This is a genomic window from Bacillus sp. RZ2MS9 (assembly GCF_001816185.2).
Classification (GTDB): domain Bacteria; phylum Bacillota; class Bacilli; order Bacillales; family Bacillaceae_G; genus Bacillus_A; species Bacillus_A cereus.
On sequence record NZ_CP049978.1, the window covers coordinates 2,806,497 to 2,819,138 of the forward strand.

The following is a 12,642-nucleotide window of genomic DNA, read 5'->3' on the forward strand; positions in this document are numbered from 1 at the left end:
GCATTTTAATCAAAATTAAAAATTTTCATTTTTTATGTTTACAATTATCCATTAATTGTATATACTTACTAACGTAAGAAAAAAATTCTAAAAGGAGGTCGAAGGAAATGATGAAATTACAATTACATGCATTAACTTTAGCGTTAACTGCACCTGTGTTTTCTGGACAATTAAATATGAATTCGACCACCCTAATGGAGAATTGAAAATCGTACTTTATTTCATTTAATTCATAAATTCGCCACAGGAGGCCGTATACTTTCCTGTGGCTTTTTCACGCCCAGCCATAGGAGAACTGTATCTTCCTGTGGTTTTTTTGCGCGATTTTTTAGTCTCTTACATTATTTTTCTAAGAAAGGAGCAACATTCAATGACTATTAGCGTATTGTTTTTAAGTATTACGATTCAAAGAAATATAATTTCCAAAGATGAAATTCTTCATAATGAGCAAATTGAAAAAGCTATGAATGATGTTAAGGAGCGCCAAGCACTTTACTGTGATCACCTGTAATTCCTTTTCGAAAGGAGGAATTCATTTATGACTTTTCATATTTTCTTTTTTACGACTGTACTTCAAAAAAATAATTTATCTGAAAATGAAATCAATCGTAAACAACAGTTAAAACAACTGACTGATAAAATAACTGACATTAAAAGTTCATACTACACTCAAATGTATTAAAAATATATTTTAAAGGGGTAATATATTCATGAAATTTAAAGCATTCTTTTTAACAATCACCATTCAAAAACGTAAACTTTCACAGAAAGAGATTTTACGTGAGCAACACATCCAAAATATTATGGACGAAGTAAAAGAACGCCAATCTTCTTATTACACTCGTCTTTTCTAAAACACTTGTAAAGGGGCAATTATTTTATGAAATTTAAAGTATTCTTTTTAACCATTACCATTCAAAAAAATAAATTTTCCGAGTCTGAAATGCTTCATGAGCGACAAATTAATCAGGCTATGGATTCTGTAAAAGAAAGACAAAGTCATTACTGTAGTCACCTGTAATTTCTTATTACACTCGTTCTTTCTAAATCACTTATAAAGGGGCAATTATTTTATGAAATTTAAAGTATTCTTTTTAACCATTACCATTCAAAAAAATAAATTTTCTGAGTCTGAAATGCTTCATGAACGACAAATTAATCAGGCTATGGATTCTGTAAAAGAAAGACAAAGTCATTACTGTAGTCACCTGTAATTTCTTATTACACTCGTTTTTTCTAAATCACTTATAAAGGGGCAATTATTTTATGAAATTTAAAGTATTCTTTTTAACCATTACCATTCAAAAAAATAAATTTTCTGAGTCTGAAATGCTTCATGAACGACAAATTAATCAGGCTATGGATTCTGTAAAAGAAAGACAAAGTCATTACTGTAGTCATCTGTAATTCCAATTCGAAAGGAGGAATTCACATATGAAGTTTCACCTATTCTTTTTAACGATTACGATTCAAAAAGAAACAATATCTCAAAATGAATTAAAACAAGAAAGACAATATAAACAAGTTATTGATGAAATTCGAGATCGTAGAAGCAAATACTACACTCACCTTTAATCGTTTAACTATATAGAATTGAAAGGAGTCGATTATGATGATGATAGCACGCTGTAAGGAAATGATTTGGATAGTTCAGAGGGATTCCACATAGTTTTATAGAGCTTATATCACACAAGTTCATCGCTGAATTTGATGTATAAAAAATATATAATAAAATCAAATCAACCCGCTTTTAATTATTTTTTTATAAACAAAAGATACACCACTTAAAAAGAGGTGTATCTTTCTCAGGTTTTACTATTTCCGATTACTTCTCTTCGTTTTAAACAATCTCACTAAGTTTGAAACAACTGTTTTTGTTACTGCATAAACTGGTACTGCTAAAATCATTCCGATGATTCCAGCAAAGTTACCTACCCCTAAAATTAGGATAATAATTGTTAATGGGTGGATGTTTAATTTCGAGCTCATAATACGTGGTGAAATAATATTACTTTCAAACTGTTGTACAATTGTTACGATAATAATTACGTATAAGGCTTGCATCGGAGATACGAACAGTCCTACAATAACAGCTGGTGCTGCTCCGATAAATGGACCTAAGTTAGGAATGATGTTTGTAAATGCTGCAATAATTCCTAAAACGAAAGCGTACGGTAAATCGATAATTAAATAACCGATAAAAGTAAACGCACCTACAAATATACAAACGAGCGCTTGCCCTTGAATATATGCAGATAATGTTTCGTTCGTTTCCTTAATGATACGAAGCCCCTCTTCACGGTAAGACTCTGGTAATAAACTTACCGCTTTCCCTGGAAAGGCATGTCCATCTTTAAACATGTAAAATAAAATGAACGGTACAGTAAATACAACTAATGCAACGTTCGTGATAATACCAAATAAAGCCGTTGCACTCGACGTAATTGTATTTGGTATATCTTTTAAGTATTCAATCGCATTTTTTTCAATTGTTTCAATGGAAACGTAGTTTTGTGTAGATAACCATTCAAACAACCTATGATGTGATAATTCTTGTATGTATACTTTTCCCTCTTTTATGTAGCCTGGCATATTTTTTACTAAGTCCATTAGCTGTTGTGAAATCGTAGGAACAACTACTCCAACGCCAACTGCAGTTAATGTTATGATAAAAAGATATAACAGCAATATCGCTAAATTTCTAGGTACTTTTTTATTCTCCAAAAAGATTAATACAGGATTAAATATGAAGTATAAAAAAAGCGCGATTAAGATTGGGAAAAATAATGTTGATATGAAGATACCAATCGGTTGAAATAAAAATGATATTTTTGTGCAAATAAATATGATTCCTACAACCATTAGCACTTCTAATGTCCAAAAGTGCACTTTTGATTTCAAAAAAATGGCCTCCTTTAAACTAGCACTTCTCTTCATTGTACCAAAATAAGTATGAATTTCACATAATATTTTCCTTTACAATATTCCAAAATACCAATAAATACACTACAATGAGATTACATACAAATTTGCAGGTAAAGGTGATAAAAATGACACAATGCATCATTTGCAGAAAAGATACGAAAGAACTTAGTGAACAATATGTCATTCCAGAAATATTATGTGGATATTATTTCACAAACTCAATTTGTGATACTTGTCATGAACAAATGACAACAAATATTGATCGTCCTTTAATTAGGCATAAATTGAGTCAATTTAAGATTGAACAAATGAAAAGACAAATTGATTCCCCACTCTATACGAATGAGCACGGTGAGGAACTTGCAGCTGCTGAGACTGATGTTGTCGAAGTAAGCGACGAAATTCTTTATTCTAATGCATTAATTATGAAACTATGTAAAAAGCACGATATTTCCTTACATAATGAAATTTGGAAAGAGGAATGTGTAACGAAAGTAGCCAGTTCTATTCAACGTGAATTGCTATTGGATAACCGTAAATATAAAATGAGTATATTAAAAATGGCTTATACATTCGCTGTACAAACAGTTGATGGCTACTTTGAAGATCAAGATGCGATTGATATCTCTACCATTCTCTCAAATGCAGATTTCGTGGAACTAAAAGAAAAAAGCATTGTACGTGATTTAAGCAAAAGTTCTTTATGGAATACGCTAAATACAAGTAGTGAAAATCATTACTTTATTTTACTTAGCGATAAAGACGGTCTGTTTTGCTTCATTCGTTTGTTTGACATTTTTGATGTTGTCGTTCATTTATCAGAAAAAAGATTTGACCTTCCATCACCCATTGTCGGTGTAAATAATGTGAATACACAGAAATTTTATGTCCAAAGTTTAAAACAGTATATGGATGGGCTGTTTAAAGAAAAAGCACCTACTATATAACAGAGACCAGAACATACGGTCTCCTTTCTTGATGAAAAGACACTGTGTTATAATGAGTATGAAAAGAACAATACAATCACATAAACCAATTATAAATTGTATATAAATAAAAAAGACTAGTGTGCGGCTACACACTAGTCCACGTAACTTAGCAGATTGGATTGTTCATTTATCCTATTTGTTTCTTACAAACAAAACAACCCACATTCTATAGGCATAGGTGGGTTGTTATTTTTTGAGCTTGTCTATTAAAACGACGACGAACGTTAACAATGCAACGAGAAACAGTCCACCCTGCAGTAGCAACGCTATTTCACTCACGTATTATCACCCCCCTCCTACTCGGAGAAGTGATAATTGAACAACCAACCGCACCTTAAGTTACCCTTTAATTTTACCATATTTTCTAATAATTTACGATGAAAACCCGCAAGCGAATAACTTGCGGGTTTTTTATCCCGTGTTAACAGGCAGTAAACAAAATGGAGCAATAAATAAGTGAAACTTTATTTCTCACTATTTTTTTAATGCATATGCATCAGCAATCATTTCACCAACAATTTTATTTTCTTCTTTCTTCTCGTCTTTCAATAATGGGAATAACAATTCTGCCACTTCATACGCTTCTTCTAAATGCGGATATCCTGATAAAACAAACGTATCAATTCCTAACGATTCATATTCTTTTATCCTTTCTGCTACTGTATGCGGATTGCCTACAAGTGCAGTACCTGCCCCACCTCTTACAAGTCCGATTCCAGCCCATAAATTAGGGCTTATCTCTAACGACTCTCTCGTACCTTTATTTAAATGGGTCATCCGTTTTTGACCAACCGAATCATATCTTGCAAATGTCTTTTGAGCAAGCTCAATTGTTTCATTATCCACATATTGAATTAAACGTTCTGCCTCTTCCCATGCTTCTTCTTCTGTTTCTCTTACAATTACGTGTAATCTAATGCCAAATCGCACTGTACGCCCCTTCTCTTCTGCAAGTTTTCTTACTTCTTCTATTTTCTCTTTCACTTGCTCTGGCGGCTCTCCCCACGTTAAATATACATCACTATGTTCAGCTGCTACTTCTTTTCCAGCAGCTGACGATCCTCCGAAATATATAGGAGGATATGGTATTTGAACTGGTGGGAATACAACTTTACTATCTGTAACTTTAATATGTTTTCCTTCTAAAGAGATCGTTTCACCTTGCAATGTCGATTTCCAAACTTTTAAAAATTCATCCGCTGCTTCATATCTTTCATCATGATCAAGATATAATCCATCTCCTTGTAGTTCAACTGGATCTCCTCCAGCTACTACATTAATAAGCAGCCTCCCATGTGAAATTCTATCAAATGTAGATGCCATCCTCGCTGCAACTGTAGGGGACATTAGTCCTGGTCTCACTGCTACTAAAAATTTTAGTTTTTCTGTTTCAGCAGCAAGAGCTGAAGCTAACACCCAAGGGTCTTCACATCCTTGACCAGTTGGAAGTAAAACACCCGTATATCCTAAATAATCAGCTGCCGCAGCAACTTGCTTATAATAACCATATTCAGCTGCTCTTCCTCGTTTTGTCGTTCCTAAATATCGACCATCTCCATAAGCCGGAATAAACCATAATAATTCCATACCTTTACACACCCCTTATTTATTTTGAATCGTATACTAACACATTCTATATAAATTACCCCTAATAATTTATATGTTAATTCCCTGTCTCACCTTTAAAGTTATCTCGCCATCTTAAAAACTTCACTTCTAGTAAACGTACTAGAGAGTCAGAAAACTTTCCAACAAATGCAAATATAATTATGCCGACAAATACGATATCTGTATTTGAAAATTGCCTTGAATCCATAATCATATAGCCAATACCTTCTGTAGACCCCATAAGTTCTGCTACTACTAAACTCACCCACGCAACACCTAACGATAACCTTGCTCCTAGTAAAAGGTTAGGCAATGCAGCTGGTAAAATTAGTTTCGTGATTAATTTTCTTTTACTAAACTCTAACACTCTCGCAACATCAAATAACTTTGAATCCACACCTCTAATACCTAAAAATGCGTTTACGTATAAAGGAAAAAATGCACCATCTGCAATTAATAACACTTTTGATGTTTCACCAAAACCGAACCATAATACGAAAAGCGGCGCAACAGCTAAATGAGGTACAGTTCTTAACATTTGCACAGATGGGTCTAAATATTGCTCACTTCTCGTTGAAAATCCAACAATCGTTCCTAAAATGATTCCTAAGCCCCCACCAATAAAGAAACCAGCCGCAGCCCTGAATACACTAATACTTAAATGGCCGAATAACTCTCCTGTTTTAATAAGCTCTTGGAAAGCTAGAAAAATATCTAATGGTGTTGGTAAAACTGTTTTAGAAACAAGACCGAATACGCCAGCCAACTGCCAAATTATTAATATAATAACCGGTATAGTAATCGCCCTTACTAAAACTTTTACATTTAACTTTCGTACCTTCTTTATGCCATTTTTCTTAATCGTTATACTCGCTGGTTTCATAACAGCTTTCGTATTTTCCACTTTACAAAACCTCTTTTCACTTCGCTTTCAATGCTTTTTCTACGAAAGAATTATCTACAACTTTTTCCGTCTTAATTTCTTTCTTTATAGAACCGAGCTTATATTGAAAATCCGCAGTCTTTTGTTGTTCTGCTATTATTTCCTTAGTTACCGGAACTAAAATTGGTTTGTCGTGATTAAACACTTCTTTTACAATCTCTGCATCTATCTTTTTTACAGAAGTGTATACTTTTATTGCTTCATCTAAGTTAGCATCTTGCCATACACGTGCTTTCTCATAAACTTTGAGGAAATTCTCAACTAATTCTGGATGTTCTTTCGCAAATTTTGTCCTCGTAATTAAAAATTCTGGTGAAGAGACATTTAATGTTTCACCGTCTGCAATCACCTTCGCACCTTTATTTAACGTATGTAATGATATGAAAGGGTCCCAAATCGCCCATGCATCTACTGATCCTGATTCGAATGCAGGCTGCGCTTCATCTGGTTGTAATTGAATGACATTTACATCTTTTGCATCAATACCTTCTTTATCAAGTGCTCGATATAATAAATTAAAGGCACTACTTCCTTTTGCTACTGCAATTTTTTTACCTTTTAAATCTTTTACACTCGCAATCTTACTATCTTTTTGAACGAGAATTCCAGTTCCTTTTCTCGCATAACTTGTATTGGCGATTTCGGTAAATCCAATACCTGCTGCTTGCGCTGAAATGACTGGAGAATTCCCTACTTCACCAAAGTCTAACCGGTTTGATGCGATTGCTTCAAAATAAGGAGGTCCACTTTGGAACTCTGTCCATTTCACTTTAACTCCTTCTTTTTTAAACTCCTCTTCAAACCATCCCTTTTTCTTTGCTAGTAATAGCGGGCTTAATCCTTGCTGTATACCAATTTCTATTGTTACATCTTCTTTCTTACTACTTGCTGTACTTTTTTCACATCCTAATAAAAATACTGATATAGCTAAAGCAAAAGAAAGAATTTTTAATTTTTTATACATATAAAATCACCCTTTTCCTATATACTTGTTTGAATCAACCCTCCATATTCAAACTGCTGTAATACTTTCGTTCGAAGTTGTTGGAACGATTGAGAAGTTTTATTTCGCGGATAAGGCAAATTATTTTCAATCACTTTATGTATTTTCCCTGGTTTTGCACTCATAATGATGATTCGGTTTGAAAGATATATCGCTTCGTCTATATCATGTGTAACGAATATCATTGTTGTTTTCTTCTGCTCCCAAATATTTAGCAATACTTCTTGTAAATGACTTCGAGTAAAAGCATCCAGCGCTCCAAAAGGTTCATCAAGTAATAATACATTCGGATCTCTTAATAACGCTCTCGCTATCGCAACACGTTGTGACATCCCGCCTGAAATCTCTTTCGGATACGATTTTTCAAAGCTATCTAACCGAACGATTTCAACCCATTCTCTCACCTTATCTTTCACATACTTATCTTTTAACGACAAATCTGCCGCTATATTTTCTTCAACTGTTAACCATGGAAAAAGCCTATGTTCTTGAAAAATAAAACCTTGTTTCTTACTCGGTTTTAAGATAGGATCCCCGTCAATAACAACTTCCCCTTCAAAATCATTATCTAGACCGGCAACAATTTTTAGTAATGTACTTTTTCCGCACCCACTCGGACCAATTACTGTAACAAAATCCCCTTTCTCTAATTGAAAATTAATATTCTCTAATACTTGAACAGTACCAGTTTGTTTCAAAAAATATTTTGATACCCCATCAATTGAAACAGTCATTTCTTCTCCTCCTTAAAATGATTCATATAAATGAACAGATTCAGTATTTGTGCAATAAAAAAACCAAAGGCATTTTATCAACAGATAAAATGCCTTTGGTTTCTCCAATCAGCAATACGTTATGGAATTAAGTACATATTATACAAATATTTCCGATAAGTCAACTAGGTTTTATCAAAACATACATATGATTCGTTTGAATATTTTTACTGTTGTTTATTTGAACGATATCATTTACTTACTATTTTTTCTGATTTTTAATCCACTGTAACCAATAAGAAAACTCACACGTTAAATGCATTTGATGGGATTTAATAACTAAGCGACGAAATTTCTACAAAAAAAAGAGTAATTTCAAGAAATATGCTACTAACCTTAGATTTATTAAAAAAGTTAGATCATATAACTTGAGACTACTCATTCCCCATTCAAAATATTTATGTAATTAAATTTTATTTCCTCTGCACCCTGGCTGTCTCCAAAACTATTGGTGGCAGCTCTTTTTGAATGATTTCTTTTAATCCATAAAGAGCTTTCCTCACATAACCACCTTCGAAATTCCCTAATGGTTCTGGTAATTCATCTTCATCCAATATGAAGTATTCTCCATTTGGAAGTACCATAATATCGATGATTAAATCTTCAAAGGAAACCACTTCATCTTTTATTTGTGTGTTTTTTACAATATTAAAATAGGAACCTAAATACTTTCCTTTTATATCTCTCCATACGTATAAATTGTACGGACGATCTTTCCAGTAATATGCGATTGTATAACTTCCTTTTGGGATTGTTAACTTAGTATCATTTGCAGTCATTGTAAATGAATACTGCACCTCGTGAAATAAAACGATACTTTGTGATTGCTTTTCAAGTAATAAGCAATTGTGATCTACTATTGTTGAGTTATACCGGATTTTTCTTTCTATAATTTCAATTTTCGATGTAAGTAACTTATTCATTATTTTGTTTCCCCTTATGCTAGTTCTATCCTCAATTATATCCATTTATGTAGTGATAAAGAAGTATATAGTTTTTTATATAATGAGTTATAAAAGTATATAATAAAAACTCCTTCTTATTTAGAAAGAGTTTTTCACTATCCATGTTTCATATTTTTTCACTTCTAACGGAAGCTCATTTGTTTTTATGTAACTAACAGCACTATTACTCATGTTTTAACTTTTCCTTAACAGTTGCATCCAATACCTGTTTCCTTTCTTTTGCCGTTAGCAATTCACCCTTGTAGAACGCAATATTATCAATTTGTGTAAATGGCATAACAATTTTCTTTCCTAATCCGATTTGAATGACTACTTGTTCTTCTGTTACGACAAGGGGATTTTTGCGCATCGCTTGTATTTCAGCTATAAAATAAATCATCGCGTATACATTTAAAATAAGTAAAATCCATGCTATTACTGGATTCCACTGATGTAGTAAATAATGAAAACCAATGCTTTCAATTATTGTTGCATGAATAATCATGATATACACACCTATAGCACCAGTCTTTTTATGATATGAGTATACAGATTTACCTGTTGGTACTTTTTCACGCCACGATAAAAACGCATAATAGATTAACTTACACTCTGTTAGAATGACATCTACTAACTTACTTCTTTTCATAGTGGCGTCAAACGCTGCATCAATTGCATAAGAAAAGGAATAATTTTCTCTTCTATATTCTTTATATTTTTTTATTATTTTAGGAAGCACTCTAACAATTTTATAGAGAAGGAATAATTCTAGACCTACAAATGCAATTTCAGCCGCAACAATAATATAAGAGATGAATGAAAAAGCTTGTAAATAGTCACTTGGAATAATAAATCTTGCAAAAATATAACCAGCTATTACAACAGGAACTATATACGTTAACGAGTATCTTTTTCGAATAATGAAGAAATACGTGATGATTGGAATGACAAACATGCAATCTAATAATGACCCAAGCACAACTTCTTTCGGCGCAACTGGTACAATTGGAAGGGCATACAATAAATAGTTTGGTAGCATAATTAAAAAGACGAGTCCAATCCAAACACCTTTTCGCCTTCGTGATAGTGTAACCTCCATACGTTCACTCCTTTATTTAAAAACCTCATTTAAATGGTCTTTATAAAATGAAATGGCACGTTCAAATTCTTTTACTTCCTCTACTTTCACGACAGTTTCAAGTAATAATTTCATCGCTGATTCGTGATCGTTTACGTTATATTTTGCTAATGATAAAAATACTTTCATCGGAGCGTTCTCTGGGAATTTTTTCACCCCAGCTTCTAATACTGTAATTGCCTTTTCATATTCCCCTATACAACGATATGTACTTCCTAAACCAATATAAGCACCGCAAAGCGATTCGCCATCAAGTCCATTTGCGATTGCCTGCTCATAATACGGAACTGCTTCTGTTTCTAGCCCCATTACATCATGTATCCACGCACACTGATACAGTACTTCTGCATCCTTTGTAAAGTTTGTTAATCCTATAAGCATCTCTTTAGACTGCGCATATTTCTTTTCGTTTCTAAGTTTAATAGCTTGCTTTAATAAATGTTCCATAGAATCCACTCCTCACCAATTATTCTGTGTATAGCTCTTGATTGGTATACGCTTCACATTCGTGTAAAAGTAAAATTCCCACCAATTAAAGTTTCGCTTACTTATTACTATGCGGATTCATTCTCATCTAAAAACTTAATTTTAAAAAGCAGTGACACGATTACATAATAACTCTAAGCTTTTGACAATTTCTTTCGCTGTTTCATCTTTCCCATTACACAATTTCCCTTTACCATCCTGTCCAATTACATAATGCACAGCTCCGCGCGAATATAAAGAATGTGGTGAATTCGCAATCATTACATTCGCCCTTGCTTCTTTCATTCTATTTTTTGCTCTTTCAAACAGTTCTTCTTCATTTAAATCACTTTCAAGTTTAAAACCAACAAGTACTATTTCTGGGTCCCATTCTTTTATTTGTTTTAATACTTTTGGAGCCTTTTGAAAGTGAATAATCGGTGCTATATCACTTGAAATTTTTCCGTTCATATTAAGAACATTACCATCTTGATCACAAATTTTCTCCACAATCCAATCTGATCCAGCCGCTGCCATAATGACTGCATCAATCTTTTCATGTGATATGATACTTTTCATTTTATCTTGTAAATCAACGATTCCTTCAAATGGATGTAATTCTAACCCTCTATGTACATCACTCGGTTTCTCCGCAAAATAACCGTGTAAATATATAACATGTGCCCCTTTAGCTAGAAGTTCTTCTGCGATTATCCTTCCGATTGTACCTTTGGCCATATTCGTATGCCCGCGTACTTGATCCCATTTTTCTAGACAACCACCGCTCGTAATTAATACCTTTTTCCCCTTCATTGTAACCATCCCTTACTAATTTTTCTTACGAAACCATTCTGTTCCAAAGTCAACTATATCACGCTGTTTCATTAGACGACACGTTGCATTCCCTATCTTCCCATTTTTTACAGTTCCTTTTCGCTCAAACTCCACACCAATTTCTACAAACTTCTCAGATTCGTAATCCATTTCAAAAAACTCTTTCCACACTCTTTCACCGTTTTCTATAATAGGTGCTCCTACTTGTATTAACTCACATGCACCAGAACGCACCTCGGATAAATGAACAGACGTATTGGAATCATATCCAACACCAATTAATAATACGTACCCGTCTAAATCATATATTTTTCTTAATGGAGATTCTTCTCCAAAGCTCATTGATAACGAATGGTTCATTGTTATTTCTACTGCATGTTTTCCCCATGCAGCAAAACTTCCTAACGGATGATTACTACGTACTACATTCGGATATGTACGAAAACATTCAACTATTTCACCCATTCCCCTTGTTGGGGTTATACGTGAATCAAATGCTGGGACGTTATCTCGGATAATTTGCCACCAGTCTTCCGGTACAGGTGGTCTTGACCAATGTTTCGGATCGGACAAATCCGAAGATTGCGTTGGCATTATTATCGTTCCTTCTTCCGTAACAACTTTCATTAATGCTTCTACTACAGCAACCGCACCACCAGATATCCACCCGATAGAACTTAGTGATGAATGAACGATAATTGTCATTCCTTTTTCGACTCCTAATGTTTTTAAATCTTTTGTTATTGTTTCGATTGTATTTGGAAATTGTGTACTTGCTACTATTTCATTCATTTTCATATTGGTTCCCCCACTAGCTACGTAAATTTAAACTTTTATATAAATATATTATCATATTTTTCTTAATTTTTAACTTAATCATTTTTCATATCTATAAAAAATGGTAATATTATTACACAAAAAAATTTTTAAATTATAATATCCAGATTTAAAACACAAAAAGAAAGTGAAGATTTTACATCCAACCATAAAAAGCTGTTTTATACATAGACGAAAGAGCTC

19 protein-coding genes are annotated in these 12,642 nt (G+C 33.2%); 8 read left to right on the top strand and 11 right to left on the bottom strand.

What is annotated here, in order from left to right; translation table 11 throughout:
* The first annotated feature begins 370 nt into the window (after positions 1 to 370).
* The 7 genes from BHV55_RS14420 to BHV55_RS14450 are packed head-to-tail and all read left to right on the top strand — an operon-like array spanning position 371 to position 1,575.
* The gene (locus BHV55_RS14420; RefSeq protein WP_000156176.1) at positions 371 to 511 is read left to right on the top strand and encodes a YrzI family small protein; all 141 of its coding nucleotides are present in this window, start codon (positions 371 to 373) and stop codon (positions 509 to 511) included.
* Between the two features lie 27 nt (positions 512 to 538).
* Entirely contained in the window at positions 539 to 682 is a 144-nt protein-coding gene (locus BHV55_RS14425) for a YrzI family small protein (protein WP_000142715.1), read from the top strand.
* A gap of 28 nt (positions 683 to 710) precedes the next feature.
* Complete coding sequence (locus BHV55_RS14430) at positions 711 to 854, top strand: YrzI family small protein (protein ID WP_000668963.1); 144 nt, start codon at positions 711 to 713, stop codon at positions 852 to 854.
* 26 nt (positions 855 to 880) lie between these two features.
* Positions 881 to 1,021: a YrzI family small protein gene (locus BHV55_RS14435; RefSeq protein WP_000669805.1), complete on the top strand. Its 141-nt coding sequence runs from the start codon at positions 881 to 883 to the stop codon at positions 1,019 to 1,021.
* A 52-nt stretch (positions 1,022 to 1,073) separates the two neighbouring features.
* Positions 1,074 to 1,214, top strand: a complete 141-nt coding sequence (locus BHV55_RS14440; RefSeq protein WP_000669805.1) for a YrzI family small protein — start codon at positions 1,074 to 1,076, stop codon at positions 1,212 to 1,214.
* A 52-nt stretch (positions 1,215 to 1,266) separates the two neighbouring features.
* A complete protein-coding gene (locus BHV55_RS14445) occupies positions 1,267 to 1,407 on the top strand; it encodes a YrzI family small protein (RefSeq protein WP_000669805.1) in 141 nt (46 codons plus the stop codon).
* 27 nt (positions 1,408 to 1,434) lie between these two features.
* On the top strand, positions 1,435 to 1,575 hold the full coding sequence (locus BHV55_RS14450) for a YrzI family small protein (RefSeq protein ID WP_000668497.1): 141 nt from the start codon (positions 1,435 to 1,437) through the stop codon (positions 1,573 to 1,575).
* Positions 1,576 to 1,815: 240 nt separating this feature from the next.
* Here the strand turns inward: BHV55_RS14450 and BHV55_RS14455 are convergent, their stop codons facing one another.
* Entirely contained in the window at positions 1,816 to 2,901 is a 1,086-nt protein-coding gene (locus BHV55_RS14455; protein WP_000837892.1) for an AI-2E family transporter, read from the bottom strand.
* Between the two features lie 149 nt (positions 2,902 to 3,050).
* Between BHV55_RS14455 and BHV55_RS14460 the strand changes: the two genes are divergently transcribed.
* Positions 3,051 to 3,872, top strand: a complete 822-nt coding sequence (locus BHV55_RS14460; RefSeq protein WP_070757923.1) for an HNH endonuclease — start codon at positions 3,051 to 3,053, stop codon at positions 3,870 to 3,872.
* 228 nt (positions 3,873 to 4,100) lie between these two features.
* On the opposite strand, the gene BHV55_RS27490 is transcribed toward BHV55_RS14460, so the two are convergent.
* From BHV55_RS27490 to BHV55_RS14505, 10 genes are all read right to left on the bottom strand, one after another.
* Complete coding sequence (locus BHV55_RS27490) at positions 4,101 to 4,193, bottom strand: putative holin-like toxin (protein ID WP_001289320.1); 93 nt, start codon at positions 4,191 to 4,193, stop codon at positions 4,101 to 4,103.
* 195 nt (positions 4,194 to 4,388) lie between these two features.
* Positions 4,389 to 5,501, bottom strand: a complete 1,113-nt coding sequence (gene ssuD / locus BHV55_RS14465; protein ID WP_000422258.1) for an FMNH2-dependent alkanesulfonate monooxygenase — start codon at positions 5,499 to 5,501, stop codon at positions 4,389 to 4,391.
* Positions 5,502 to 5,577: 76 nt separating this feature from the next.
* Positions 5,578 to 6,426, bottom strand: coding sequence for an ABC transporter permease (locus BHV55_RS14470; RefSeq protein ID WP_070757925.1), 849 nt, complete (start codon positions 6,424 to 6,426; stop codon positions 5,578 to 5,580).
* A gap of 16 nt (positions 6,427 to 6,442) precedes the next feature.
* Positions 6,443 to 7,429 carry an aliphatic sulfonate ABC transporter substrate-binding protein gene (locus tag BHV55_RS14475; protein ID WP_070757927.1) on the bottom strand — a complete coding sequence of 329 codons (987 nt, stop codon included), beginning with the start codon at positions 7,427 to 7,429 and terminating at the stop codon, positions 6,443 to 6,445.
* A 17-nt stretch (positions 7,430 to 7,446) separates the two neighbouring features.
* On the bottom strand, positions 7,447 to 8,202 hold the full coding sequence (locus BHV55_RS14480) for an ABC transporter ATP-binding protein (protein WP_000218580.1): 756 nt from the start codon (positions 8,200 to 8,202) through the stop codon (positions 7,447 to 7,449).
* Between the two features lie 452 nt (positions 8,203 to 8,654).
* Positions 8,655 to 9,164 carry a ribonuclease FAU-1 family protein gene (locus tag BHV55_RS14485; RefSeq protein WP_001037878.1) on the bottom strand — a complete coding sequence of 170 codons (510 nt, stop codon included), beginning with the start codon at positions 9,162 to 9,164 and terminating at the stop codon, positions 8,655 to 8,657.
* A gap of 205 nt (positions 9,165 to 9,369) precedes the next feature.
* Positions 9,370 to 10,284 (bottom strand): hypothetical protein, encoded by a 915-nt coding sequence (locus BHV55_RS14490; protein ID WP_070757929.1) that lies wholly within the window; start codon positions 10,282 to 10,284, stop codon positions 9,370 to 9,372.
* Between the two features lie 12 nt (positions 10,285 to 10,296).
* Positions 10,297 to 10,770 (bottom strand): tetratricopeptide repeat protein, encoded by a 474-nt coding sequence (locus BHV55_RS14495; RefSeq protein ID WP_000400636.1) that lies wholly within the window; start codon positions 10,768 to 10,770, stop codon positions 10,297 to 10,299.
* Positions 10,771 to 10,911: 141 nt separating this feature from the next.
* A complete protein-coding gene (locus tag BHV55_RS14500) occupies positions 10,912 to 11,601 on the bottom strand; it encodes a phosphopantothenoylcysteine decarboxylase domain-containing protein (RefSeq protein ID WP_070757931.1) in 690 nt (229 codons plus the stop codon).
* A 15-nt stretch (positions 11,602 to 11,616) separates the two neighbouring features.
* Positions 11,617 to 12,420: an AAC(3) family N-acetyltransferase gene (locus BHV55_RS14505; RefSeq protein ID WP_070757933.1), complete on the bottom strand. Its 804-nt coding sequence runs from the start codon at positions 12,418 to 12,420 to the stop codon at positions 11,617 to 11,619.
* Between the last annotated feature and the right edge of the window lie 222 nt (positions 12,421 to 12,642).

Bases quoted from the DNA above. Each gene is read 5' to 3' on its own strand.
- BHV55_RS14460 (WP_070757923.1), top strand. From the start codon at position 3,051: ATGACACAATGCATCATTTGCAGAAAAGATACGAAAGAACTTAGTGAA.
- BHV55_RS14480 (WP_000218580.1), bottom strand. From the start codon at position 8,202: ATGACTGTTTCAATTGATGGGGTATCAAAATATTTTTTGAAACAAACT.
- BHV55_RS14435 (WP_000669805.1), top strand. From the start codon at position 881: ATGAAATTTAAAGTATTCTTTTTAACCATTACCATTCAAAAAAATAAA.
- BHV55_RS14445 (WP_000669805.1), top strand. From the start codon at position 1,267: ATGAAATTTAAAGTATTCTTTTTAACCATTACCATTCAAAAAAATAAA.
- BHV55_RS14495 (WP_000400636.1), bottom strand. From the start codon at position 10,770: ATGGAACATTTATTAAAGCAAGCTATTAAACTTAGAAACGAAAAGAAA.
- BHV55_RS14425 (WP_000142715.1), top strand. From the start codon at position 539: ATGACTTTTCATATTTTCTTTTTTACGACTGTACTTCAAAAAAATAAT.
- BHV55_RS14500 (WP_070757931.1), bottom strand. From the start codon at position 11,601: ATGAAGGGGAAAAAGGTATTAATTACGAGCGGTGGTTGTCTAGAAAAA.
- BHV55_RS14505 (WP_070757933.1), bottom strand. From the start codon at position 12,420: ATGAAAATGAATGAAATAGTAGCAAGTACACAATTTCCAAATACAATC.
- ssuD (WP_000422258.1), bottom strand. From the start codon at position 5,501: ATGGAATTATTATGGTTTATTCCGGCTTATGGAGATGGTCGATATTTA.
- BHV55_RS14475 (WP_070757927.1), bottom strand. From the start codon at position 7,429: ATGTATAAAAAATTAAAAATTCTTTCTTTTGCTTTAGCTATATCAGTA.
- BHV55_RS14440 (WP_000669805.1), top strand. From the start codon at position 1,074: ATGAAATTTAAAGTATTCTTTTTAACCATTACCATTCAAAAAAATAAA.
- BHV55_RS14490 (WP_070757929.1), bottom strand. From the start codon at position 10,284: ATGGAGGTTACACTATCACGAAGGCGAAAAGGTGTTTGGATTGGACTC.
- BHV55_RS14450 (WP_000668497.1), top strand. From the start codon at position 1,435: ATGAAGTTTCACCTATTCTTTTTAACGATTACGATTCAAAAAGAAACA.
- BHV55_RS14420 (WP_000156176.1), top strand. From the start codon at position 371: ATGACTATTAGCGTATTGTTTTTAAGTATTACGATTCAAAGAAATATA.
- BHV55_RS14430 (WP_000668963.1), top strand. From the start codon at position 711: ATGAAATTTAAAGCATTCTTTTTAACAATCACCATTCAAAAACGTAAA.
- BHV55_RS14485 (WP_001037878.1), bottom strand. From the start codon at position 9,164: ATGAATAAGTTACTTACATCGAAAATTGAAATTATAGAAAGAAAAATC.